Here is a 24953-nt window from a genome sequence, read left to right on the forward strand (position 1 = left end):
TCAGCCGAGCGCCTCCTGATGCAGGAGGCGCTTTTTGATGGGCCAAACTGGCAAGGTGATGCGTCAAGCGCCCCTCTGGCCCAGCTCTTTGCCAAAAATCGCCGCGACGGCGCCCGCATGCTCAGCAGCGGGATCGTGATCACATCCGTGGGCTGGATTCGCATCGACCATCCCGCCGGACAGGTGGTTGCCTTGCTGGGAAGTCTGGTCTGTCTGTATTGGTGGGGCTGTTACCGCCGCCTGGAGAGGTGAGTAGCGAACCAGGCCTTCCCCGTTACAGCGTCGCCGAGCTCAATCAGGCCGTTGCTTCACTGTTGGAGCGAGGGTTTGCTCCCCGCTTTCTGCTGGATGCCACCGTGTCCCGTCCACAGCTCAAAAAGGGGCATCTCTGGCTCACACTGGTGGATGAGCAGGCCTCCATCTCCGGGGTGGTGTGGGCCTCACAGCTCAGCAAGCTCACCTACCGGCCCAGCGAAGGCGATGGGGTGCTGGTGGTGGGCAAGCTCAATTTCTGGGCAAGCCGCGCCAGTCTCTGTGTTCAGATCCTTGATGTGCGGCCCAGCCTCAGCGCCGTGCTCCGGCAATTCGAACGGGTACGCGAGCTACTCGAACCGGAAGGCCTGCTCGACTCCCAGCGCAAACGTCCTTTGCCGGCGATGCCAGAGGCTATTGCCCTGCTCACGAGCTCGCCCAGCTCTGCCCTGGCCGACATGCTTCGCACCAGCCAGGAACGCTGGCCAGCCACCAAGATCTACGTGGTGCCGATTCCAGTCCAGGGACCGGTGGAGGCACAAGTCAGGGCCCGATTAGCTGAGGTGGTCGCCCGGGCGCCGTCTCTCGGGATCGAAGCCATTGTGTTGGCGCGCGGCGGCGGGAGCCGCGAAGACCTGGCGGTGTTCGATGCGGAAGGATTGGCCCGTGACCTGGCAGCCTGCCCGCTGCCGGTGGTGACCGGCCTAGGCCACGAAGACGACACGACCATCGCCGATCTCGTGGCTGACTACCGGGCCGCTACCCCTACGGCCGCCATGGTGGCGCTGCTGCCTGATCGCCAGGCCTTGGCACTCGGCCTCGCGCAACAGCGCCAGCTACTCAAACAGGGCCTGTTGCACCGCCTGCAACGGGAGCAGCTCTGGATCGACAATGCACTGAAACGACTGGAGACCTTGCACCCGCGTGCCCTGCTGCCGCAAATCCGCGAACAGTTGGAGCAACGGCTGGAACTCCTAAGCGCACTTTCGCCCCAACGACTCCTGGAGCGCGGCTTTGCTTTAGTGCATCAACACAACGGCCCACTGTTGCGCTCTGTGCAACAAGTGCAGCCTGGAGATGTGCTTCAGCTGCAGCTGGCAGACGGCAGGATCAACAGCGTTGTACAAACTGTGACGAGCAAAGCCGATGGTTGACAGCAAACCGAAGCGCAACCGTGCGCGCAAAACCAACGAAGCGGCTGAACAATGGCAAAGCGAGCTGCAGACCCTTAGCTTCAACGAAGCACGCACCGCGCTCGAGCTGGCGATCGGGAAGCTTCAGGCCAGCGACCTTGAGGTAGAGGAAATGGCTTCGCTATACCAGCGGGCTGAGGCCTATGCCGAGCGATGCCGCAACGTGCTCGAGCGGGTGGAGCAAGACGTGATCGAATGGGACCAACCCTCCACCTAAACACCCCTGGCATGGCTCAACCTGCACATCCCAATCCCTGGTTGGCCTGGTTCTATCTGGCACTCGCCATCGCCGGTGGCGTGCTGCCCTGGATGGCCAACCTTGACTTTATGCGCGACTACGGAGCCAGCTTCGATCTGAAGGTCTTCATCGATCTGGCCAATGCCAACCCAGCAGCGCAATCGCTATCTAGAGATCTTCTGATCGGCGCAACTGCGGTGACCACCTGGATCATCGTGGAGAGCAGACGCTTGCAGATGCGAAATCTCTGGCTGGTGCTGCTCAGCTCGGTCACGATTGCCTTTGCCTTTGCGGCACCGTTCTTCCTCTTCTTGCGCGAGCGTCGGTTGGCCGAACTGGCCCGTGAGCCAGAGACGAGTTCAGCGATCGTCTGAAACCTCGCTGACCTGCACGTCGATCACAGCATCGCGAGCTGGTTGATCAACGGAGCGGCCACTGGTGGAGGACGGAGCCGCCAGAGCTCCGCCGCAGGCGGGACAGACCGAAGCACCGATGCTGGGCGTTCCGCAAGCGGGACAAGTGACCAAGCGGCGCTTGAACCACTGCCACGCCAAAAAACCCGCACCCGCCAAGACTAAAGGGCCAAAAACCAACAGAAGCGTGACGCCCTCGAGCACGTCGACAAACAAACGAGCCGTGAAGCCTGGCGCCAGCAGCAAGACGCCGATCACGGTGATCCACAGCCAGGGAATGGGACGTTGCATCGATCACCAACGGTTAACGACTACCTGCATCCTCACAGCAGCAGGAGCTAAGCGGCAGGAGCTGACCGTACGGATGCCTCGCCATCGCGACGACGACTCGCAACAACACTCAGCGCCATCCCGTAATACACAACAAGAGCCACGAGCCAGACCCACAAACTCAACAGCAACACACCACCGATCACACCATACGCCTGAAATCGATTCCCCAAAGACAGCAAACTGCGCCCCAGACCAGCATTCAAGGAGGTGAGTGCGATGCCAATCAAGAGTGCTCCTGGCAGGAGCGGCTTAGCCGGAACATGACGTGTGGGCAGCACAGCCAACAAGGCATAAGCCAAAGCGCAAGAGATGAGAATGGAGAGGCCAAAGTCAACCACCCAAGGCACAGGAGCCCAGAGATGCAACCAGGTGGGCAGCAAGTTCTGCAGCCAGAGCCGCCAACTACCAGGACTCAGCAAACGCAGATTCGTGGTGAGCTGATCAAGTACAACAAAGAAACCGATCAATACAACCAAGCCGAGCGCCTCAATCCGAGCCCGAATAAATCGCCACACTGGAGTCGTCCACGCATCGATTGGCTGCGAACAAGGGCGAAACCCCCAGAGGCGATCGGCACCACGCTGCAAGCTGAGATAGGCATTCGTAGACGAGACCAACAAAAACACAGCGCCAACGACTCCCGCACCTGTGCCCTGACCGATCAACTTCATCAACGTCGTGCTGACCAGCGGAATCACTGAGGCAGGCAACACACGATCAGCCAGCTGCAACAGCTGACCGGAGAGCCCGTCGACCCCACCCAAAATGCGGCTTGCAACCGCCAGAGCAATCAGCAGGATTGGGAAGAACGACTGCAGGGTGTGATATGCGAAAGCAGCACTCAGATCAACACAATCCTCTCGATCCCAGAGCCTATAAGAACGCCAAAACAGACTGAACGCTGAGCGCCAAGGAGAAGACTTCGACGATGGCGTCAACACGTTAGACAAGCAGCCGTTCAACGCACCAAATACATCCAGACCCTACTGCCTGAGCCAAGCCTTTGCCACAGCAAACCAGCCAACAAAAAAGCCACCCTCTCGGGTGGCTTCTCTGTCTCATCACCCCAATCAGCTGATTAACAGCAGCGATTGGAGCGAGAGCTGGTTGGAGCAAAGAGTGTTTTACCTGGCATCGACCTATTTTCTCAGGGGGCTACCCCCCAAATATCGTCGGCGCTGCATCGTTTCACAGCCGAGTTCGAGATGGATCGGAGTGGTTCCAATGCGCCATGGACACCAGGATAGAAAACTTAGGTTAAAAGCTTTCAACTTCTTTGCTCTCAGGTGAACCCTGAGAACTGCATAGGTTACGAGATCGTCTCATGCTGGCTTTCACCAGCACAAGACATTCGCTCTAGAAGACAAAGATCTCGCCTCACATGGAGGCCTGAGAGCTGAGGTTTGGTCAAGCCCTCGGTCTATTAGTACTCCTCTGCTTCACGCATTACTGCGCTTCCACATAGAGCCTATCAACGGGTGTTCTTCCCGTGACCTTACTGGCTTAAGCCATGGGAATACTCATCTTGAGGTGGGCTTCCCACTTAGATGCTTTCAGCGGTTATCCACTCCGCACATGGCTACCCAGCGTTTACCGTTGGCACGATAACTGGTACACCAGAGGTGCGTTCCTCCCGGTCCTCTCGTACTAGGGAGAAATCCTCTCAATATTCCTGCGCATGCACCGGATATGGACCGAACTGTCTCACGACGTTCTGAACCCAGCTCGCGTACCGCTTTAATGGGCGAACAGCCCAACCCTTGGGACCGACTTCAGCCCCAGGTTGCGATGAGCCGACATCGAGGTGCCAAACCTCCCCGTCGATGTGAACTCTTGGGGGAGATCAGCCTGTTATCCCTAGAGTAACTTTTATCCGTTGAGCGACGGCCCTTCCACTCAGAACCGTCGGATCACTAAAGCCGAGTTTCCTCCCTGTTCGACTTGTAGGTCTCACAGTCAAGCTTGCTTCTGCTTTTACACTCGTCGGCTGATTTCCAACCAGCCTGAGCAAACCTTTGCGCGCCTCCGTTACCTTTTAGGAGGCGACCGCCCCAGTCAAACTGCCCACCAGATACTGTCCGGTTCCCGGATGACGGGTAACCGTTAGAACCCTAGCTCGCAAAGAGTGGTATCTCACCAGTGGCTCACCATCACCCACAAGCAATGGATCAAAGCCTCCCACCTATCCTGCGCATTGCGAGCCCGAGCACAATACCAAGCTACAGTAAAGCTTCATAGGGTCTTTCTGTCCGGGTGCACGTAGTCCGCATCTTCACAGACAATTCTATTTCGCCGAGCCTCTCTCCGAGACAGCGCCCAGATCGTTACGCCTTTCGTGCGGGTCGGAACTTACCCGACAAGGAATTTCGCTACCTTAGGACCGTTATAGTTACGGCCGCCGTTCACCGGGGCTTCAGTCGTTAGCTTCGCTTGCGCTGACCAACTTCTTTAACCTTCCGGCACTGGGCAGGCGTCAGCCCCCATACATCGTCTTGCGACTTAGCGGAGACCTGTGTTTTTGGTAAACAGTCGCCTGGGCCTATTCACTGCGACCAGCTCGCGCTGGCACCCCTTCTCCCGAAGTTACGGGGTCATTTTGCCGAGTTCCTTAGAGAGAGTTACCTCGCGCCCCTCGGTATTCTCTACCACCCCACCTGTGTCGGTTTCGGGTACAGGTAATCATGCCTTAACGGGTATAGGGCTTTTCTTGGAAGCTTGACGTCACCAACTTCGCTTCCGTAGAAGCTCGCACTCACGCCTCAGCTCAAGCTGTTTTCACCAGCTCTCAACGCCTCGAACGCTTGGACCGGTAACCAACATCCGGATTGGCTAGCCTTCTCCGTCCCCCTTCCCAAAACATGATCAGTACAGGAATGTTGACCTGTTGTCCATCGACTACGCCTTTCGGCCTCGCCTTAGGTCCTGACTAACCCTCCGCGGACGAGCCTGCCGGAGGAACCCTTAGGGTTTCGGGGAATGGGATTCTCACCCATTTTTTCGCTACTCAAGCCGACATTCTCACTTCCATGCAGTCCACGCCCGCTTACGCTAACGCTTCACCCCACATGGAACGCTCCCCTACCATTAAACAAGTTTAATCCGCAGCTTCGGTACAACACTTAGCCCCGTTCATTTTCGGCGCAGGATCGCTCGACCAGTGAGCTATTACGCACTCCTTTGAGGATGGCTGCTTCTAGGCAAACCTCCTGGTTGTCTGGGCAATCCCACCTCCTTTATCACTTAGTGTTGATTTGGGGACCTTAGCTGGCGGTCTGGGCTGTTTCCCTTTCGACCATGGAGCTTATCCCCCACAGTCTGACTGCCTAGTTACACACAGGGTATTCAGAGTTTGTCTCGATTTGGTACCGCTCTCGCAGCCCGCACCGAAACAGTGGCTTTACCCCCCTGCTGGAGCACTAGACGCTACGCCTCAACGTATTTCGGGGAGAACCAGCTAGCTCCGGGTTCGATTGGCATTTCACCCCTAACCACAGCTCATCCGCTGATTTTTCAACATCAGTCGGTTCGGACCTCCACTTGGTATCACCCAAGCTTCATCCTGGCCATGGTTAGATCACCCGGGTTCGGGTCTATAAACACTGACAATCGCCCTATTCAGACTCGCTTTCGCTATGGCTCCACCATTCCCGGTTTAACCTGCCAGTGCCTATAAGTCGCCGGCTCATTCTTCAACAGGCACACGGTCACCCGATCAGTCGGGCTCCCATTGCTTGTAAGCTCACGGTTTCATGTTCTATTTCACTCCCCTCCCGGGGTTCTTTTCACCTTTCCCTCGCGGTACTGTTGCGCTATCGGTCACACAGGAGTACTTAGCCTTACGAGGTGGTCCTCGCGGATTCACACGGAATTTCACGTGCTCCGTGCTACTCGGGATACAGCTAGCTCAGTTCAGTTTTCGAATACGGGACTTTCACCCTCTGTGGTGCGCCATTCAAACGCTTCTTCTAACATCCCTGATACACGTTGCTGTCCCACAACCCCGATGCTCGAAAGCATCGGTTTAGGCTCTTCCCCGTTCGCTCGCCGCTACTGAGGGAGTCGTTTTTACTTTCCTTTCCTCCAGCTACTAAGATGTTTCAGTTCGCTGGGTTGGCTCGTGCCGCCCTATAGATTCAGGCGGCCGTTCTAGGGGTTGCCCCATTCGGAAATTCCCGGATCAAAGCGTTTTTCCAGCTCCCCGAGACTTATCGCAGGTAAACACGTCCTTCATCGCCTCTGTGTGCCAAGGTATCCACCGTGAGCCCTTTGTAGCTTGACCAAATTTAATCCTCCTAACGCTTCAGGCTGTTGAGGCCTATTCTCTCAAAATTGTCAGCATTGCTGCTACCAATTAAGGATCAGACTCCCTCCGGCTCGGCGCCATCGGAAGAACGCTAGAAGGTCTCGGCTCTCAAAAATAGAATCACGAATCAACTCAAACCTGATAACGATCCATCAATGATGGCTCATCAGACTTGATTGACTCGCCTCTATGAGATGCTTTGTCTTTCCAGACTCACCTATGCAGTTGTCAAGGTTCTGCTGAATCTCATTGAAAAAACCTCTCGCGAGGCTCCTTCGCTGAATTCAGCATCAGGGCAACCATCCTTTGGAATGCTCTGAGGCTGAACTCTGCTCGATCGCTCGAGCTCGTTTGATCAGCGAACAACGTCTACGTCACCTCTCAAGAATTGCTTCCTGGTTGAGGAGTTCAGGTGTTAGTGGAGGTTAGCGGACTCGAACCGCTGACATCCTGCTTGCAAAGCAGGCGCTCTACCAACTGAGCTAAACCCCCAAGACTCATCGCCTCTTCATTGACATGCATCAATGAAAATTAAACTGAGTTTGAATGGGCCATCCTGGACTTGAACCAGGGACCTCACCCTTATCAGGGGTGCGCTCTAACCACCTGAGCTAATGGCCCAGGAAGTGAACCCTCTATGGGGTGACCTAGACAACGTTTAGGAACTAAAAATCAAGAATCAAGCATGAATGACTTGCCGAAACATCTCATTCATCTCAACCTTGAAGTTGAGGTACCGATCGACCTTCGAGATGACAGGATCATGGCCTGAGATTAAAATACTCAGACATCACAATCAGGTATTGTCTCCCTGTTAGGAGGTGATCCAGCCGCACCTTCCGGTACGGCTACCTTGTTACGACTTCACCCCAGTCATCAGCCCCACCTTCGACATCCTCCTCCACAAGGGTTGGAGTAACGGCTTCGGGCGTGGCCAACTTCCATGGTGTGACGGGCGGTGTGTACAAGGCCCGGGAACGTATTCACCGCAGTATGCTGACCTGCGATTACTAGCGATTCCTCCTTCACGTAGGCGAGTTGCAGCCTACGATCTGAACTGAGCCACGGTTTATGGGATTTGCTAGCTCTCGCGAGTTTGCTGCCCTTTGTCCGTAGCATTGTAGTACGTGTGTAGCCCAGGATGTAAGGGGCATGATGACTTGACGTCATCCACACCTTCCTCCGGTTTATCACCGGCGGTCTCGCTAGAGTGCCCAACTAAATGCTGGCAACTAACGACGTGGGTTGCGCTCGTTGCGGGACTTAACCCAACATCTCACGACACGAGCTGACGACAGCCATGCACCACCTGTCTCTGCGTTCCCGAAGGCACTCTCTCGTTTCCAAGAGATTCGCAGGATGTCAAACCCTGGTAAGGTTCTTCGCGTTGCATCGAATTAAACCACATACTCCACCGCTTGTGCGGGCCCCCGTCAATTCCTTTGAGTTTCACACTTGCGTGCGTACTCCCCAGGCGGAACACTTAACGCGTTGGCTACGACACCGGAGGGGTCGATTCCCCCGACACCTAGTGTTCATCGTTTACGGCCAGGACTACAGGGGTATCTAATCCCTTTCGCTCCCCTGGCTTTCGTCCATGAGCGTCAGTTATGGCCCAGCAGAGCGCCTTCGCCACTGGTGTTCTTCCCGATATCTACGCATTTCACCGCTACACCGGGAATTCCCTCTGCCCCTACCACACTCTAGTCTTGCAGTTTCCATTGCTGAAATGGAGTTAAGCTCCACGCTTTAACAACAGACTTACAAAACCGCCTGCGGACGCTTTACGCCCAATAATTCCGGATAACGCTTGCCACTCCCGTATTACCGCGGCTGCTGGCACGGAATTAGCCGTGGCTTATTCATCAAGTACCGTCAGATCTTCTTCCTTGATAAAAGAGGTTTACAGCCCAGAGGCCTTCATCCCTCACGCGGCGTTGCTCCGTCAGGCTTTCGCCCATTGCGGAAAATTCCCCACTGCTGCCTCCCGTAGGAGTCTGGGCCGTGTCTCAGTCCCAGTGTGGCTGATCATCCTCTCAGACCAGCTACTGATCGATGCCTTGGTAGGCTCTTACCCCACCAACTAGCTAATCAGACGCGAGCTCATCCTCAGGCGAAATTCATTTCACCTCGCGGCATATGGGGTATTAGCGGCCGTTTCCAGCCGTTATCCCCCTCCTGAGGGCAGATTCTCACGCGTTACTCACCCGTCCGCCACTAACCCGAAGGTTCGTTCGACTTGCATGTGTTAAGCACGCCGCCAGCGTTCATCCTGAGCCAGGATCAAACTCTCCGTTGTAGTTCAAGTCCTGTTGACTTACCCTCATCAGCAAGCTGCTTCGGTTCATCTCAACTTGAATTGCTCATCACCCATTCCATCCACTGGCGCAGATCAAACAGTTGGAGCCACTTCCTCTGACAGAAGCGTTCAAAGAGTGCAAAAACAAAATTTCTTTCGTCTTGACTTTCCAGGATCTCAGATCCGGTCGTTGCTCCACCCACTGCACACCGACAACAAACGCAGCCGTGAGAGCCACCCTTGTTGCAAAGCAATAGGCTTCTGCAACTAAAATTTTTGACGGGACCTCACACCTTCACTGCTCTTTGCGGCCAACCACTCACAAGCTCAACACCCTCTCGGGTGGTTCCTGTCAGCAGCTGACGCAGTGAAAGCGTCAGTTCCTAAACGTTTCAGTTGTCCAGGTGCTCCAATCACCGCAGCCTTTCGGCTCACCCTCTCAGGTGCCTCCTCTCGGAGTTGGCTCTCGGATCAGCGATCTCTCGACCGCTTGTTGAACCTACATCACCAGCGGAACCGGCTTTCAGTTCGAAGCGGCGTCTCAGCCGCTCTCTGAACCTACAACACCGATCGCTCGGGTCTTCGGTTCCTGCGACGATCGCCTCTCGGCTCACGCGCAGTCCAAAACCATATCACAGCAATCCACCGACTTGTCAAGCAGGCGACACCAAGGCGTCAGCCCAGGGCTTGAACGTGGCCAGGGTGCTCTGATCGCGCGCCGCCAGCACAGGGAAGTTGGCCTGCGAGAGATCCTCACCCGCATGCAGCTGAGCTGGATCACGGACCAACCAGCGCACCGGACAGTTCAGTTCCTGCAGCACAAGCCAAGCTGCCGCCAGATCCCAGATCTTGGGCGTGGCCTCTAGAGCAGAGATGGTTTGGCCCATCCCGACACTCACCAGATTGAGGCTGGCCACACCCAACAGGCGGATCTTGCCGGGGAAGCGCTGATTGGGCAGCTTCTGCAACACCCCGATCGAGCGACTGCACAACGAGGCGCAGCCCGCCACCTGATTACGCGCCGCCGGAGGCTGAAGTTTGTTGTGCTTACGCCAAGCGCCGCCACCCCGGATCGCCACGATCCGTTGGCGGAGTGGCGGCACATCCAGAACAGCCAAAACGGGGACTCCACGCTCAAAGCGGGCCAGGGAAATCGCCCAGTAAGGAATGCCGGCCGCGAAGTTGGTGGTGCCATCGAGGGGATCCACCACCCAGAAAGCATCTGAGCCCGGCACGCACTGGCTGCCCTCCTCGCTCAGCACCCCTTCACCGGGATAAAGCTGAGCCAGCCCCTCCACTAGCGCGGCATCGCTCCAGCGATCACAGGCCGTGATCAGGCTGCCATCGGCTTTGGCTTCCGAATCCAACTGCCCAAAATCCTGGCGCTGCCTCTGGGCCACCTGATCCAGGAGAAGCCCAAGGTCATCCAGGCCAGCCGGCATGCGAATCGGCGATGCAGTCATCCGAGCTCCATGGCAAGAACGCGATCAAGGCTGCGGCCCGTATCTTCGCGGAATTGACGCAGGTTCACCCCACTGAGAAGCACCAGCGCCAGAACAGCAATCGCCGCTTCCAGCACAAACACCGCCGCGTAGGCGGGGAAGGGCGCATCCGCTGGGGTGAACGAGCGAGCCAGATCGAGCAAGCCACCACCGAGCACCTTGCCGGCCGCCCGCGAATAGGCCTGCGCCAGACCCCACACCCCCACAAAGGTGCCAGCCACTTCCGGCAGGGTGAGATCGAGCATCAACACCAGCGTGGCATTGGTGCCGATTCCTGTCGCCAAACCGAATAGGAACAGCACCAGCTTCAAGGCCTGGGGCTCCGCCGTGAAGCCCACCAAGGTGAGCAACAGCAACGCCACCAGGATCAGCTGACAACCCAGCCGAGCACAGGCAAATTTGCCGAGCCGCGGCACCAGCCACAAACCAGCCAGCAACAGACCCACCAAAGTTCCAATGCCCCACACAGCACTGAGGGAGGCCGTGGCAGCGATCGGCAGGCCAAACACCTCGGCGCCGTAGCTCTCGAGAATCGGATCCTGCAAAAACACCGCCAGCGTGAAGGCGAGCAAGAAGCAGAAAAACACGAGCACCTGGCGGCTGGAGGTAATCAGGCGCCATGCCGCAGCAAGGGTGATCGCATCGTCGCGGTCTTCTGAGCGGCTGAGCTGTAACCGTTGGCCCGGGCTTTCGATCCCCCAGGTGGCCACCAGGGTGAGGGCAAACACCACCAGGGCCACCTGGCCCATGAAACGGAGCAGGGTCTGCTCCAGCACCACTGGATCAGTGACCCCATCCAGCCCCCTCAGACAGATGGAGCTGGCAATCGCGCCCACCACGATGCCCACCGTGAGCAGGCACCAGATCAACCCAACCGCCCGCGGCCGCTCCTGCTCGGTGGTGCTGTCGATCACCAGAGCTAGATACGGGGTGGTCGCCAACGACACGGCCAGTCCGTAACAAGCAGTGAGACCGCACAGGGCCGCCACACCAAGAGCGATCCCCCAGGCGGTGCCGGCCTCGAGGGCAGCGTGCAACCGAAAGATCAGTGGGATCAACAGCACCGCCAGGGTGCAGAACAGCGCAGCCCCGATCCAGATGTAGGGCGTGCGGTGCCGCCCGGCCAACGGATGGGCATCCGACAGCTGACCAAACAGGATGCGCGCCGGAGCAACCAGCTGCTCAAACGCCAGGGCACCGCCAACAAGCAGACCGGGAAAGCCCAACTCCGTGAGCATCACACGATTGAGCAGGCCCACAAAGATGACGGCCAAACATCCAACACAGCCTTGAAACAGGCCGAGACGGAGCAGGCGAGGAAGTGGAAGAGACAGCTGTAAGGGTTCAGCTGACTACTGACGTTAGAACGTTTGCCCCGTCAGGAGGCAGGCTTGGCGGAAATGGTCGCTTGGCAAGCAGGCTGCAGAGGCTCGGACGGAACGGGAACGTTCTCCATGGAATCGAGCACTGGCATGCTGGATCCAAGCCCGGTTGGAGGCTGGCACACCGCCACTTGATCGAGGCCAGTGCGGCGGCGCAGCAGAGCGAGATTGTTGTTGTATTCGGCCAGAGCGGTGGCATAGCGCACCTCGGCTTGGGTGAGGTCGCGCTGGTTATCCACCACCTCTCGCTGAGTGCTGACGCCAGCTTGAAAGCGCAGACGCGCCAAGCGCAGTGACTCCCGCGACGAGATCACCTCGCGGGATGTGGTCTGAATATTGCGGTTGGCTTGGCGCAGCTGATAGAAACTTTCTTCAACCTGGAAGCGGAGATCATCACGGGTTTGCGCGAAGCGGAAGCTGTTTTCTTGAGCTCGCTGCTTGGCCTGGCGGTATTGAGCACGCGCTGCACCACCATCAAAGATGTTCCAGCGGGCCGAGAGACCAACCGAGTTCTCCACAGCCCATCCACTGCGGCCGGGTAGGTCCACAAGAACGCTCTCAACGCCGTCAAAGCGGGTACCGTCGAGGCTGTTGAAGATCGTCAGGAACGGTTGCACCGATCCAAGGGCACTATTGGCCTGACTGTTGGCAGCTGAGATATCAAGCAGAGCGTTGTCGAGCTCTTCGCGAAAGGCGTAAGCCGCAATCACGCTCTCTTGTAGCGACGGTGTCCAAACACCAAGGGGGCGCAAGGGCTCCTCAGCTGTAGGACTAACGTTCTGGGGTAAATCAAGCAGCCGCGCCAAGTTACGGCGGGAAATCGATTGATCAGCCAACGCGTTGGTGAGCAGCTGCTGATCGCGAGCCAGCTGGGTTTCAGCTTCCAACACCTCCAGCTTGGTGGCCACACCGGCCTGGAAACGAGCTCGGGCGTCGCGGAGACTCACCAGTGAGGCACGCACCGACTGTTGGCCGATCCGAACGGTGTCGTCGTCGAGCTGGAGTTTGAAATAAAACTGAGCAGCTTGAAGGCGCAACTCACGCAGCGCAATCAGATATTGATTCTTCGACTGCTCAAACTGATCACGCGCAGCAGCGATCTGGGGCACTCGCTGGGGATTGATCACATCCCACTGGGCGGTGAGCGAAGCACCCATCGCCCAGCGATCGGTGTAGGTGTATTGAGTTGTACGGCTGGTCTGGCCAGTGATATCGGTTGTGGGTTGCGTGATGCGCTGGTTACCGCCGGTATAGCTGGGCAAACTGCTGGCATTGATGCTCAGCGTGGGGTACCAGGCCGCTATCTGGGTGCGCAGCTGGCTCTGGGCTTGGTCCACCTGGGTGGCAATCGCCTTGAGGTTGGGGTTGTTGACCTCCGCGAGGTTTTCAACATCCTTGAGCGAGAGGGGGCGCAGTTCCACAATGCGCACCTGCTCAGGCTTGTTCGGCAGTGCCAGGGTTGCCGGAGCAGCCAGGTTTTGCAGGCTTGGATCAAGCTTGGTGGCCGCTGGAGCCAGCACGCTGGCATCCGACTTGGGTCGCGGTCCCTTCACCTGGGGAGCCAGCGGGAGTGGTTCCTGCACGCTGGCAGCGGGCTCTTGCTGAGCAAAGCCGGTGCCCGAGATGGCCAGAAGACCAGAGCTAGCTGCGACAAGCCAGGTCTTGAAGGGTCGCGTCACCGAAAAACTCTGCCCGTATGAAAGTCTTCCGGGGAGCTTAGTCAGTTCAGGCGTCCGTGCCCAGGCAAGCGGCCACGATCTCAGCCGCACCCCCCACCAACTGCACCGACACAGGCAATTGCGCTGCAATGGCTTCCAGGCGTTGGTCGTCAAGAAACACCGGATCACCCTGCCGCAGCATCACAGCAGGCAGCAGCAGTTCCTCACCAAGATCGCGATCAGCCAGCCCCTCCAGCAGATCTGCGCCCGTGAGCAGGCCGGTGACCACCTGATCTTGCCCCCAATAAGGGCTGGGCAGTCCATGGAGCAAAAGCTCCAACCCTGCAACCGCATTGAGTCGATCCACGGCCGGCTGCAGAGCTTCCGCCACCAGCCGCCCCACCACCCAGCTCACACGCCGAGGCCGCGGGAGCGCAGCTGGCAGGGCTGCCGTGGCCTCATCCATGGCCTCCAAGAACGCCCGGATGCTGCCCACCCCATTGCCTTCCTGGGGCAGATCTTCGTAGTTATCCCGAGGCGGCAGGGGATAGCCCGCCATGAGATACCACTCGTCGGACAGCCAAGCAAAGCGGCTACCCAACTCAGCCTGAAAGCGCTGCTGCAGCGGTTCCACCTGAGCAATCACGCGCTGGGCGCAGGCACGATCCACAGGCACCAAACCATCGCCTTCAGGCCGGTAACGGGTGAGCCCCACCGGCACAACCGCCGCGGAGAGCACCGCCGGCCAATCGCCTCCGGCGAAGCCGGCTAGATCGGTCAAGGTGCGCTCCAAGGACGCTCCATCGTTGAGCCCCGGACAGACCACCACCTGGGCGTGAATCTGGAGCTGACGCTGCTGGAACCACTCCAGCTGCTCCATTAGTAGGGCGGCGCGGGGATTCACCAGCAACCGCGAACGCAGCTCAGGCTCTGTGGCATGCACCGACACGAACAGCGGTGAGAGGCGTTGCTCTTCGATGCGCTGCCAGTCAGCGGCCGTGAGGTTGGTGAGTGTGAGGTATGAGCCGTAGAGAAAGCTGAGGCGGTAGTCGTCGTCTTTGAAATAAAGGCTGCGGCGATGGCCAGGTGGCTGCTGATCAATGAAACAAAACGGGCAGTGGTTGTTGCACTGCTTCAATCCATCGAACAGGGCTTCACTGAAAGCCAGGCCCAGCCCGTCGTCAGCATCTTTCTCCAGCTCCACCACGTGAAGGGTGCCGTCGGGATCCTGCACCTCGAGAGTCAGTTCTTCCGCAGTGACCAGAAACTGCAGATCAATCAGATCGCGGGGGCGCACACCATTGATGCTCAGCAGCCGATCGCCGGGCTGAATGCCGAGCTCATCACCGATGGAATCTGGCTCCACCGCATCCACCACGGCCGGCTGCGGAAGCCGCGCTTCACTGGCCTCCACCAGGGGAACGCCGGCTGAGGGTTCCTTCCACACAGGCAGTGCCCGTTTGCGCGTTCTGCTCTCAGTTTGAGGGGTCGAGGGGCTTCAGACCGCCTGGTGGCCCAACCAAAGCAGCAGGGCCAGCCCGAAGAACAACCTGTAACCCACAAACCACCAGGTGCTGTGGTTCTGCAAAAAGCGCAGCAACCAGGCGATGGCCAGCCATGACACCACGGCCGAGGAAGCGATCCCCACCAGCAGCGGCAGCACCCCACCGGCCAGAGGCTGGCTGAAGGCCTCTTTCAACTCCACCAGACCGGCGATCGTGATGGCGGGAATGCCGAGCAGAAACGAAAAACGAGCCGCGTCGGCGCGCTTCCAGCCATCAAAGAGCGCAGCGGTGAGGGTGCTACCTGAACGGGACACCCCGGGAACCAAAGCCAAGGCCTGGGCCAGGCCCACCAAGACCCCATCGCGAACCTGCACCTGCTGCAGCAGGCGCCGGCGGCTGCCGATCTGCTCGGCCAAAGCCAATAACAGAGCCATCGCGATCGACACCACCGCGATCGAGCCAAGGCTGCGCAATGGCGATTGATCGAAATCACGCACCCCGAGCTTGATTGCCAGACCAGCCAGCAGGATCGGGATGGTGCCCAGAGCGATGGCTACACCAAGCCGAGCCTGAGGGTCTTGCCATTGGCGCTGGCGAACGCCTGCCCGCACACCGGCGAGCACTTGGCGTAGATCCTCGCGAAAGAAGCCAATCACAGCCAAGATGCTGCCCAGCTGGATCACGGCGGTCACCGCAACGCCGGGGTCACCCCAGCCCAACACCACCGGCACCACTTTCAGGTGCGCAGTGCTGCTGATGGGCAGAAACTCGGTGAGGCCCTGCACCACACCCAGCACAAAAAAGCGCCAACAAGCTTCGAGCACCCCGATCGGATCCGAGGGGGGCAGAGCAGCAAACACCGGGTCTGGGGCGCAGTAGAGCGACCCTATGTGGTGAGTGCGGCGCTGACCAGCGCCAAGGACACAGCGGATGTCCCTTAAGGTTGGACAACTTTCTTCACATGTTGGTGATCGGGGTCTCGCCCAGCCTCACGGTGGCCGCGCTGCCCCCCAACGCTTCTCGCTTGGCTGCAAGCCATGCAGCCGCCCCGAGCCAGTGGCCGCTGAGCCTGGTGGGGGCACTTCTGGTCGCGCTGCCAGTGTTTCTGCAGGCTCCATGGGTACGGCTGGCGCCCTTTAGCGCTGCGCTCTTCACAGCACCACTGCTGCTGGCCGGCATCTTGCTAGCCCGCCAGCCCAACCCCCGCCTCAGCACGGCGGGCACTCTGCTGGTGGGGTTTAGCGGCAGTTGGCTGGGGGGGTGCCTGTTCTGGGGCTGGTGCCGTCTCCATCCGCTCTGGCATCTGCCGATCGAAGCCTTTGCCTTGCCGCTTGCGCTAGGAGGGCTCAACACCCGCTGGCGACTCGCAGCGAGCTTCTACCTCGCATCGCTGCTGGGCACCGCCGCCACCGATGGGGTGATGGCGATCACCGGCGTGATGCGGCGATGGACCGATGTGTTGCTGGCCCCCCCTGATCAAGCCCCACACCTGCTTCAGGCGGCGGCCCTGGGTGTGATGCAACCCATGGCATTAACGGTGACGCTGCTGGCTGGCGGCCTGCTGGTGAGCCTGTGTCGCCGCTTTTGGCGCCATCCCGACCCAGCCTGGCGCCTAGCCGCCTCTGCCATGGGCACCACCTTGGCCGTGGACGGGCTCTTTCTGGCGGCTGCCCTCTGGGCCCCTCAACTGAGCGGCCTGATCTGAAGAACTGCAAAAGCCTGCCCAAAGCAACGGGAGGGACAGGTCTCACACCTGTAGCTTTGCGAAGCTGCATGGCAGCCCCTGTGATTCCCGTTCAGACGGAGACTTCGATGAAACGGCTGGTTTCGTGGCTCATGAGTGGCGTGCTGATGGCCAGCCTGCTCTTCGGCTTAGTGATGACCCCTTCGGCTCAGGCAGCCGATCTGAACAACGTGGCCGACGAGAAAATCGCCGAACGCGGCGGCAAGGTTGACCTCAACAACTGTTCGGTTCGTCGCTTCCAGGCCTACCCCGGGATGTACCCCACCCTGGCGGGCAAGATTGTTTTAGGTGGTCCTTACAACAGTGTTGACGACCTGTTCAACCTCGATCTCACCGATCGCCAGAAGGAGCTGGTGGAGAAGTACAAGGACAACTTCACCGTGACTCCACCCTCGATCGCCCTCAATGAGGGCTTCGATCGGATCAACGACGGCCAGTACCGCTGAAGGCCTAAGGCCTGGGCTGGCCTTGATCTGAAGGAATTAAATTCCTTAACCGGTATCAGCCGTCGGGCCCGCCCGGCGGCTTTTTTGTTGCCTTCAGGCCTAAGGCCCCATGGTTGAGCTGCCCTCCAATTGGGATGTCGTGGTGGTGGGCGGCGGAGCCGCCGGGCTGATGGCGGCCCTCGAGCTCCCGCCGCAGCTGCGGGTGCTGCTGCTCAGCAAAGACCACGCACCCCGCTCCGCCAGCCGCTGGGCCCAGGGCGGCATCGCTGCAGTCACTCGGCCTGACGACAGCTTCGAAAGCCATCGCGACGACACGATCAGGGCAGGCGGTGGGCTGTGCGATACGCCGGCCGTGGAACTGCTCGTGCAACAGGCTCCCGCCTGCGTGAAGCGGCTGCTGGAGCTGGGGATGGATTTTGATCACCACAACGGCGCTCTCAGCACCACTCTCGAGGCGGCCCATAGCCACCGGCGCGTGCTGCATGCCCAGGACCGCACCGGTGGTGCCCTTGTGGATGCCCTGGAACAACAGGCACTGCAACGGCAAGGCCTGCTGCGACTCCAAGGTGCGCTGGCCCTACAGCTGTGGATTGAGAACGGGCGCTGCTGCGGCCTGCAGATGCTGCATGCGGGCAGCCTGCGCTGGCTGCGCGCCCGGGCCGTGGTGCTGGCCACCGGCGGTGGCGGCCACCTCTATGCCAACACCACCAACCCCTCCCAAGCCAGTGGCGATGGCATCGCCATGGCCTGGCAGGCAGGTGCGGTCATTCGAGACCTGGAATTTGTGCAATTTCACCCCACGGCACTGATGTTGCCTGGGGCTCCCCACTTCCTGATCTCAGAAGCGGTGCGCGGCGAAGGCGCTCGCCTTGTGGATGCCTATGGCAACAGCCCGGTGAGCCATCTCCCCGAGGGGGATCTGGCCGCGCGCGATGCCGTGAGCCGTGCACTCGTGCAGTGCATGCGCGAACAGCAGCTCGAGCATCTCTGGCTAGACCTGCGCCCGGTGGGCAGCACAAAGTTGGAGCAGCAGTTCCCCACGATCCTTGGGCGCTGCCGTGAACTGGGCCTTGAGCCCACCACCGCCCCGATCCCGGTAGCTCCAGCCGCCCACTACTGGATGGGTGGCGTGCGCACGGATGCCATGGCCGCCACCACAATCCCTGGTCTCTACGCCGTCGGCGAGGTGACCAGCACCGGGGTGCACGGCGCTAATCGCCTAGCCAGCAACTCCCTGATGGAATGCCTGGTGTTCGCACGGCAGCTAGGGAACTTGCAGCTGGCGGAGGCCAACGCGCCCCGCGAGGCTCGCCAGCAGCCCCTAGTCGGCCTGCCCGTTCCCACCGGAGAGCAGTTCCGGGAGCTGGAGCGCCGCCAACAGGATCTGCGCCGCCTCTGCTGGCAATCCGCTGGCGTGGAGCGGTGTGTCAGCCAGTTGCGCCACGGCTTGGCCAGCAGCCGGCTCAGCCTGCACCAGGTCAACGACGACCCATGGCTGCGGGCTGCGCAGCAGCAACCACCAGAGCACTGCGCTGATCTGGCCCCCACGGAAGCTGCCTGGATCAGCAGGGCCCACGACCTGCAACAGCGCCTGGTGGTGACCCAATTGCTCTTGGAAGCAGCCCTGTTCCGCCAGGAAAGCCGAGGTGGCCACTTCCGGGTGGATGCACCGTCACCACAACCGTTCTGGCGCCGCCACACCGTGCAACAACGCCATCAGGCCATCGGCACTGAAGCGGTGGCAGCTGATTAATTCAGCGCCGGCCCCTCGTAGCCGATCAACTCAGCCAGCTTGGTCAGAGGTTTCACGCCGGAATCCAGCTGACCGTTGATTTCCCAGGTGGGATAGCCCTCGATTTTCTTGGCATCACAAAGCTCCTTCTGGCTGTTGCGTCCATCGGGGGCGCATTCGATCACCGTGAGCTTGTCCGCCGCCTGCTTACCAAACAGTTCCTTCTGTTCATGGCAATGGGGGCACCAGTAGGCCGAATACATGCGCGCTCCCTGATCGGTGAGCTGCTCGGCCAGAGCAATGGTGGCTTCAGTGCTTTCGGCGCGAACTGGCGGTGGCACACCCCGGCCGGTTTCCACAGCGGGCTGGCCCACCGATGCAGCCCACCCGAGACCGATCACACCCACCAGCAGGGCCGTGATCAGCCCGCGGAAGACGAGTTGGCCGCGATCTTCCCACTCGCCGCCAAACAGGCTCAGCACCAACAAGCCTGTGCTGAGGGCTGCTGAAAGAATGCAGAACGGGCAGCAATCGCGGATGGCGAAGGCCATCACACCGAGTAGCACCGCGCTAAACACGGTCATACCGGTGCTCAGCAGCACCATGCCCCACCAGCTGGGCTGCGCCAGGTTGTGGCGGGCCTCACCCGGAATGACCAACGGCAGCACCGCCATCAGCAGCATGGCGCTGTAGGCCAGGAAACCAAACAGAGACAAGGGCTGGCCAAACAGACTGCCCCAGTCACTGGAGAGCACCTTTTCGCAGCCATTGCAGCCAAAGAAGCCTTGGCTGTTGCAGCTCAGAGAGGCCAGCACACCCCACTTCTTCAGGGTGATCGAGCCGGTATCAATCACGCCAATGGTGGCCAGCACGGCCATCGCCACCCGGATCCACTTGCTACCGGAATCGCCGCGGCGCCGTTGACCGGCCAGGCGCTCACTGAGGCGGGAGGAGGTCACAACCAGGCGCTTGCTGCTGGGACGATTGTGGCATCCACTGCCCGAGGCAGGTGGTGCTGCTCAGTAGGGTTGGGGATTGGCCTGCGCGCGGCCGCACCAGCCCTGAAGCCCCGCCCGATGAGCAAAACCAGCAACAAGCCCACCGTGGCCTTTGCCCACCTTGGCTGCGAGAAAAACCGGGTCGATACAGAACACATGCTGGGGCTTCTAGCCCAGGCCGGCTACGGCGTGAGTGCCGATGAGAGCGACGCCAACGTGGTGGTCGTGAACACCTGCAGCTTCATTCAAGACGCCCGCGAGGAATCGGTGCGCACCCTGGTGGAGCTGGCTGAGCAAGGCAAAGAGCTGATCATCGCCGGCTGCCTGGCGCAGCATTTTCAGGAGGAGCTGCTCGAGAGCCTCCCCGAAGCGCGCGCGATCGTGGGCACCGGCGACTACCAGCACATCGTGAGCGTGCTGGAGCGGGTGGAGGCGGGCGAGCGCGTGAAACAGGTGAGCGCCAACCCCACCTTTGTGGCTGATGAGCACCTGCCCCGCTACCGCACGACCAGCGAAGCGGTGGCTTACCTGAAGGTGGCCGAAGGCTGCGACTACCGCTGTGCCTTTTGCATCATTCCCCACCTGCGCGGCGACCAGCGCTCCCGCCCGATCGACAGCATCGTGGCGGAAGCCAAACAGCTGGCAGCCCAGGGGGTGAAAGAACTGGTGCTGATCAGCCAGATCACCACCAATTACGGCCTTGATCTAGCCGGCAAACCACAGCTGGCCGAGCTGCTGCGAGCCCTGGGCGAGGTGGAGATTCCCTGGATCCGCGTGCATTACGCCTATCCCACCGGCTTAACGGAGGCGGTGCTTGAGGCTTACCGCGAGGTGCCCAATGTGCTGCCCTACCTAGATCTGCCGTTGCAGCACAGCCATCCCGAAGTGCTGCGGGCGATGAATCGCCCCTGGCAAGCGGATGTGACTGGCGGCGTGCTGCGCCGCATCCGCGAACAGCTGCCCGATGCGGTGCTGCGCACCACCTTCATCGTGGGCTTTCCCGGAGAAACCGAAGAGCACTTCCAACATCTGCTCGATTTCGTGGCAGAGCAGCGCTTTGATCACGTGGGCGTGTTCACCTTCTCGCCGGAGGAAGGCACCCCGGCCGCAGACCTACCCAACCAGGTGCCGCCCGAGGTGGCCCAGGAACGCAAAGACCGGCTGATGGCTCTGCAGCAACCGATCGCCGCTGCCCGTAACGCTGCCTGGGTGGGGCGGATCGTGGATGTGCTGATCGAGCAGGAAAACCCAAGCACCGGCGAGATGCTTGGCCGCTGCGCCCGCTTTGCCCCTGAAGTGGATGGCGAGGTGCGGGTGCTGCCGGGTGAAGGAGGCCTTTGCGCAGCACCAGGAACGATGGTGCCGGTGCGTATCACCGCCGCCGACACCTACGACCTCGTGGGTGAAGTCGTGGGCGCCAAGGCCATGGTGAGCGATGCCATGGCGGCGCGTCAGGCCACGCCTTGATCGAATCACTGCAACGCCTGCGGCGCCGGCTCACCCGGCACCAGCGCACCACATTCCTACTGGCCTCAGGGCTGAGCACTGCCGGCTCCTTTGCCGGACTCACAGCCAAGGGCTGGCTGCTGATGGAGGGATCAGGCAATCCCTTCCTACTGGCCGCGAATTTCGCGCTGCTCACCCTGCCCACCCTGCTGGTCAGCGGTCCGGCGGGTGTGCTCACCGATCGGCTCGGGAGCGAGCGGGTGCTGATCCGGGCCCAGTGGGCGCTGCTGGCGGCAGCGGTGCTTGGGGCCATCGCCATCCCGATCAGCAGCGGCGGCCAACAAGACGCTTTATTGCTACTGAGCACCCTCGGGGTGGGCACGGCCAGCACCTATGAACTCACAGCCCGGAACAAATACGTGGCGCTGCTGGTGGATGAACCGGAGCAGCTGGGGCCGTATCTGGCCAGCTTCTCGGTGATCTTCAACGTGGGCAAGCTGGTGGGCCCACCCATCGGCGGGCTGCTGCTGGCGGCCACAGGACCCACCTTGGCCTTGAGCCTGGATGCGACCACCTATCTAATGCCCATCGCCACGCTGCTCTGGCTGATGGCCCCCCACCGGGAGCGCGAGCAACGCAGCCAGCGTGGTCAGGCAGCCAGCCTGGGCACTGCCTGGCGCGATTGCGGCCCAGCCCTGCGCCATGTCTTGCTGTTCACGGGTCTGGCCTGTCTGATTGGCTTCTTCCATCCGGGCTTAGCACCGCTGATGGCTCTGAAGCTGCTGGGGCCCAGCCCCCTGGCCCTCGGACTGTTCACCAGTGTGATCGCCTGTGGCAGCATCAGCGCTGGGGTGGTGCTGCAACGCAATGCCCAGGCGTGGAGCCGCAGGCCAGGCCTATTGCTCGGTGGCAGCACACTGATCACGGCCTTAGGGCAGCTTGGGCTGGCTGCGCCAGGGCCTCAGGTTTGGGGGCTGGCGATGGCTTTTCTGATTGGCGCCGGCACCGCCTCGCTGCTCTCAGGCACCAACCTGATCATTCAGGTGCACGCACCTCAGGTGCTGCGCGGACGCATGGCAGGACTGGGGCAGATCGCCTTCCTGGGGGGTGGGGGCATCAGCGGGCTGATTGCCGCAGGCCTCACCGACCTTCTGCCCGGAGGCTTATGGAGTTGCTTTGCCCTGCTCGGGAGCATTGGAGCAGCAGTGGGCGCTGCAGAACTGCTGCGTCAGGGGCGCATGCGCCTGGCCTGAGGCAGCAGGTTCCGGGCAAGGTCAGATCAGCTTGATCCCGCGCAGCACAAACGAGACCGCTGCTGCTGCCACAAGTCCGCCGCCCACGAGGGCGAGGTAAATCACAGGACCCATCGGTGCATTGAGTGGGAAAGACCCAGCCATTACAGCAGAACCCACCAAGACCTCCGGCTCCACTTAAGCTTTTACGACCACCATCGGTTGTCGCCACCAAGGCAGACCGTTGCTCTGATCCTGAGGATCGCCTGACTACGGCATGCGCACTCTGCTGATCTACCCGGAGTTCCCCAAGACCTTCTGGAGCTACGAAAAGATCCTGGAGCTCGTCAACCGCAAGGTGCTCCTGCCTCCGCTGGGGATGGTCACCGTGGCCGCGCTTCTCCCTCAGCACTGGGAGATGAAGCTGGTGGATCGCAATGTTCGCGAAGTCAGCGAGGCCGAGTGGGATTGGGCCGAGTTGGTGGTGATCTCCGGAATGATCGTGCAAAAAGCCGACATGGCCGTGCAGATCGCCCGGGCCAAGCAGCGCGGCCTACCCGTAGCCGTGGGAGGCCCCTTCGCCAGCTCCACCCCTGACGCCCCTGAGCTCGACCTAGCAGATTTCAAGGTGCTCGATGAGGGTGAAATCACCCTGCCGCTGTTTATCGAGGCCATCGAACGGGGCGAAGCAGCTGGGCGCTTCTCCTCCAATGGCGAGAAACCAGACGTCACTGGGACGCCGATTCCACGCTTCGACCTGCTCGAGCTGGATGCTTACGACTCAATGAGCGTGCAGTTCTCACGCGGCTGTCCGTTCCAGTGCGAGTTCTGCGACATCATCGTGCTCTACGGGCGTAAGCCACGCACCAAAACGCCTGAGCAACTGATTGCTGAGCTCCAATACCTTTACGACTTGGGCTGGCGGCGGGCCATCTTCCTTGTAGACGACAACTTCATTGGCAATAAGCGCAATGCCAAGTTGCTGCTGCCCGCCATCAAGGAGTGGCAGATCGAGAAGGGTTACCCCTTCAGTTTCACCACCGAAGCGTCCGTGGATTTGGCCTCGGATGAAGACATGATGCGCATGATGGCTGAAGCTCGTTTTGATGCGGTGTTTCTAGGCATCGAAACACCCGATGAGGCAAGCCTCTCGGTGGCAGGCAAACACCAAAACACTCGCAGCTCTCTGGAGGAATCCGTCGATCGGATCACCAGCTACGGGATTCGCGTGATGGCTGGCTTCATCATCGGCTTTGATGGAGAGCAAACGGGTGCCGGAGATCGGATCGTGCGCTTCGTGAGCCGCACTGGTATCCCCGCCGCGATGATGGGCATGCTTCAGGCCCTACCCAACACAGGCTTGTGGCACCGCCTTGAAAAGGAAGGTCGCCTGATTCAAGAGAAGGTTGACGCCAAGGGCGTGAACCAAACCAACCTGCTCAACTTCGTGCCCACCCGGCCAATACGAGATATCGCCAACGAATACGTTGACGCGTTCTGCAGGCTTTATGAGCCCAACGCTTACATCGACCGGGTCACCCATTACTACGGGAAAATGGGAGCACCCCGATGGAAAGCGTTCTACCAATCCGAGAACTCAGACAAGTCTGCGCTGCCGGAAATGCGCGATATCAAGGCCTTGGCCACGGTGATCTGGCGGCAAGGCCTCAAACGTGACACACGCTGGAGGTTCTGGCGCTCGCTACTGCACATCGCGCGCCAAAACCCAGCCAACCTCGAGCAATTCGTGGTCACACTCGCTCACAACGAGCATTTCCAGGAATATCGTTCCGTGGTGACCCAGGAAATCGAGGAGCAACTCGCCACCCTTCCTCCGGAGCCACCGCCAACACCAGCAGAAAGCAGCCGGGAACTCCAGCCCGTCTAATCCTGGATGTAATCGCTGCCGCTTTCCAGGCAAAGCTCGGCCTTTTGCAGCTCACGCCCTAGATAAAGGGCGTGATCGAGGCAACTGATCGGAGGGAGGGCCTCGCCCTCACTCAAGGCCATGCCCAACTCCTTGGCAGAGCGGCCCCGATAAATCTTGAGGGGTTCCCGCGGGCCAGCCCCCCGGCAGCTGATCACCTCACCGGTATCAGGATCAGTGGCAAGACCGCGCTCATCAAGACCGTTGCCGTAGTGCTCGGCGATCAGTTCTCCGGCAGCGCGATCGAGTTTGATCAGGAAGTAACCGGCGGGGTCGAGGGCGATGAATCGCTGCGACAACCGCTCATCAAGGCTGCGGCGCTGCTCGGCTGAAAAGCTGGTCATCAGCGG

The 24953-nt window shown here is 60.2% G+C and carries 20 protein-coding genes, 2 tRNA genes and 3 rRNA genes; 10 read left to right on the plus strand and 15 right to left on the minus strand.

Features of this window, described 5'->3' with window-relative positions; translation table 11 throughout:
• Nucleotides 1–18: 18 nt before the first annotated feature.
• From KJJ24_RS08880 to KJJ24_RS08895, 4 genes are read left to right on the plus strand one after another with little or no spacing between them, the layout of a single operon-like run.
• Nucleotides 19–252: a hypothetical protein gene (locus KJJ24_RS08880; RefSeq protein ID WP_214338139.1), complete on the plus strand. Its 234-nt coding sequence runs from the start codon at nucleotides 19–21 to the stop codon at nucleotides 250–252.
• Nucleotides 249–1406 carry an exodeoxyribonuclease VII large subunit gene (gene xseA / locus KJJ24_RS08885; RefSeq protein WP_214338141.1) on the plus strand — a complete coding sequence of 386 codons (1158 nt, stop codon included), beginning with the start codon at nucleotides 249–251 and terminating at the stop codon, nucleotides 1404–1406. The genes KJJ24_RS08880 and xseA overlap by 4 nt, the downstream gene beginning before the upstream one ends.
• Nucleotides 1399–1662, plus strand: coding sequence for an exodeoxyribonuclease VII small subunit (xseB, locus tag KJJ24_RS08890; protein ID WP_214338143.1), 264 nt, complete (start codon nucleotides 1399–1401; stop codon nucleotides 1660–1662). Before xseA ends, xseB begins: the two co-directional genes overlap by 8 nt.
• An 11-nt stretch (nucleotides 1663–1673) precedes the next feature.
• Complete coding sequence (locus KJJ24_RS08895; protein ID WP_250544546.1) at nucleotides 1674–2057, plus strand: DUF2834 domain-containing protein; 384 nt, start codon at nucleotides 1674–1676, stop codon at nucleotides 2055–2057.
• On the opposite strand, the gene KJJ24_RS08900 is transcribed toward KJJ24_RS08895, so the two are convergent.
• The 12 genes from KJJ24_RS08900 to KJJ24_RS08955 form a co-directional block, all read right to left on the minus strand.
• A complete protein-coding gene (locus tag KJJ24_RS08900) occupies nucleotides 2043–2387 on the minus strand; it encodes a ribosomal protein L32 (RefSeq protein ID WP_214338147.1) in 345 nt (114 codons plus the stop codon). The two genes, KJJ24_RS08895 and KJJ24_RS08900, sit on opposite strands and share 15 nt — an antisense overlap.
• A gap of 47 nt (nucleotides 2388–2434) precedes the next feature.
• The gene (locus KJJ24_RS08905) at nucleotides 2435–3370 is read right to left on the minus strand and encodes a YihY/virulence factor BrkB family protein (protein ID WP_371811804.1); all 936 of its coding nucleotides are present in this window, start codon (nucleotides 3368–3370) and stop codon (nucleotides 2435–2437) included.
• Nucleotides 3371–3555: 185 nt separating this feature from the next.
• A 5S ribosomal RNA gene (gene rrf, locus KJJ24_RS08910) occupies nucleotides 3556–3672 on the minus strand.
• A 160-nt stretch (nucleotides 3673–3832) separates the two neighbouring features.
• A 23S ribosomal RNA gene (locus KJJ24_RS08915) occupies nucleotides 3833–6708 on the minus strand.
• A 443-nt stretch (nucleotides 6709–7151) separates the two neighbouring features.
• Nucleotides 7152–7224 (minus strand) — tRNA-Ala (locus KJJ24_RS08920).
• Nucleotides 7225–7279: 55 nt separating this feature from the next.
• A tRNA-Ile gene (locus tag KJJ24_RS08925) sits at nucleotides 7280–7353 on the minus strand.
• A 193-nt stretch (nucleotides 7354–7546) separates the two neighbouring features.
• Nucleotides 7547–9031 (minus strand): 16S ribosomal RNA (locus tag KJJ24_RS08930).
• Together the 16S, 23S and 5S rRNA genes with 2 tRNA genes alongside form the textbook arrangement of a ribosomal RNA operon.
• A 653-nt stretch (nucleotides 9032–9684) precedes the next feature.
• Nucleotides 9685–10494, minus strand: coding sequence for an inositol monophosphatase family protein (locus KJJ24_RS08935; RefSeq protein WP_214338149.1), 810 nt, complete (start codon nucleotides 10492–10494; stop codon nucleotides 9685–9687).
• Complete coding sequence (locus tag KJJ24_RS08940) at nucleotides 10491–11807, minus strand: BCD family MFS transporter (protein WP_371811715.1); 1317 nt, start codon at nucleotides 11805–11807, stop codon at nucleotides 10491–10493. The genes KJJ24_RS08935 and KJJ24_RS08940 overlap by 4 nt, the downstream gene beginning before the upstream one ends.
• A 104-nt stretch (nucleotides 11808–11911) precedes the next feature.
• Nucleotides 11912–13594, minus strand: a complete 1683-nt coding sequence (locus KJJ24_RS08945; RefSeq protein ID WP_250544549.1) for a TolC family protein — start codon at nucleotides 13592–13594, stop codon at nucleotides 11912–11914.
• Between the two features lie 46 nt (nucleotides 13595–13640).
• Nucleotides 13641–15020 (minus strand): TIGR03279 family radical SAM protein, encoded by a 1380-nt coding sequence (locus KJJ24_RS08950; RefSeq protein WP_214338151.1) that lies wholly within the window; start codon nucleotides 15018–15020, stop codon nucleotides 13641–13643.
• 51 nt (nucleotides 15021–15071) lie between these two features.
• Complete coding sequence (locus KJJ24_RS08955) at nucleotides 15072–15938, minus strand: undecaprenyl-diphosphate phosphatase (protein WP_250544551.1); 867 nt, start codon at nucleotides 15936–15938, stop codon at nucleotides 15072–15074.
• A 101-nt stretch (nucleotides 15939–16039) separates the two neighbouring features.
• Here KJJ24_RS08955 and KJJ24_RS08960 point away from each other — a divergent pair, with 101 nt between their 5' ends.
• From KJJ24_RS08960 to nadB, 3 genes are all read left to right on the plus strand, one after another.
• The gene (locus KJJ24_RS08960; RefSeq protein ID WP_214343521.1) at nucleotides 16040–16783 is read left to right on the plus strand and encodes a DUF3120 domain-containing protein; all 744 of its coding nucleotides are present in this window, start codon (nucleotides 16040–16042) and stop codon (nucleotides 16781–16783) included.
• A 107-nt stretch (nucleotides 16784–16890) separates the two neighbouring features.
• Complete coding sequence (gene psbU, locus KJJ24_RS08965; protein ID WP_214338153.1) at nucleotides 16891–17268, plus strand: photosystem II complex extrinsic protein PsbU; 378 nt, start codon at nucleotides 16891–16893, stop codon at nucleotides 17266–17268.
• Between the two features lie 109 nt (nucleotides 17269–17377).
• Nucleotides 17378–19021 (plus strand): L-aspartate oxidase, encoded by a 1644-nt coding sequence (gene nadB / locus KJJ24_RS08970; RefSeq protein WP_214338155.1) that lies wholly within the window; start codon nucleotides 17378–17380, stop codon nucleotides 19019–19021.
• Here the strand turns inward: nadB and KJJ24_RS08975 are convergent.
• Nucleotides 19018–19959 carry a vitamin K epoxide reductase family protein gene (locus tag KJJ24_RS08975; RefSeq protein ID WP_214338157.1) on the minus strand — a complete coding sequence of 314 codons (942 nt, stop codon included), beginning with the start codon at nucleotides 19957–19959 and terminating at the stop codon, nucleotides 19018–19020. The genes nadB and KJJ24_RS08975 overlap by 4 nt on opposite strands.
• 117 nt (nucleotides 19960–20076) lie before the next feature.
• On the opposite strand from KJJ24_RS08975, the gene rimO reads away from it, so the two are divergent.
• On the plus strand, nucleotides 20077–21465 hold the full coding sequence (gene rimO, locus KJJ24_RS08980; protein ID WP_214338159.1) for a 30S ribosomal protein S12 methylthiotransferase RimO: 1389 nt from the start codon (nucleotides 20077–20079) through the stop codon (nucleotides 21463–21465).
• Entirely contained in the window at nucleotides 21462–22697 is a 1236-nt protein-coding gene (locus tag KJJ24_RS08985) for an MFS transporter (RefSeq protein WP_214338161.1), read from the plus strand. Before rimO ends, KJJ24_RS08985 begins: the two co-directional genes overlap by 4 nt.
• Nucleotides 22698–22718: 21 nt before the next feature.
• Here KJJ24_RS08985 and KJJ24_RS08990 read toward each other — a convergent pair whose 3' ends face one another.
• Nucleotides 22719–22841, minus strand: coding sequence for a cytochrome b6-f complex subunit 6 (locus tag KJJ24_RS08990; RefSeq protein ID WP_250544553.1), 123 nt, complete (start codon nucleotides 22839–22841; stop codon nucleotides 22719–22721).
• 112 nt (nucleotides 22842–22953) lie between these two features.
• Between KJJ24_RS08990 and KJJ24_RS08995 the strand changes: the two genes are divergently transcribed.
• Nucleotides 22954–24564, plus strand: coding sequence for a B12-binding domain-containing radical SAM protein (locus tag KJJ24_RS08995; RefSeq protein WP_214338163.1), 1611 nt, complete (start codon nucleotides 22954–22956; stop codon nucleotides 24562–24564).
• Here the strand turns inward: KJJ24_RS08995 and KJJ24_RS09000 are convergent.
• Nucleotides 24561–24947 (minus strand): DUF4346 domain-containing protein, encoded by a 387-nt coding sequence (locus tag KJJ24_RS09000; RefSeq protein WP_214338165.1) that lies wholly within the window; start codon nucleotides 24945–24947, stop codon nucleotides 24561–24563. The genes KJJ24_RS08995 and KJJ24_RS09000 overlap by 4 nt on opposite strands.
• Nucleotides 24948–24953 lie beyond the last annotated feature (6 nt).

Source organism: Synechococcus sp. LA31, assembly GCF_018502385.1.
In the GTDB taxonomy this organism is placed as follows: domain Bacteria; phylum Cyanobacteriota; class Cyanobacteriia; order PCC-6307; family Cyanobiaceae; genus Vulcanococcus.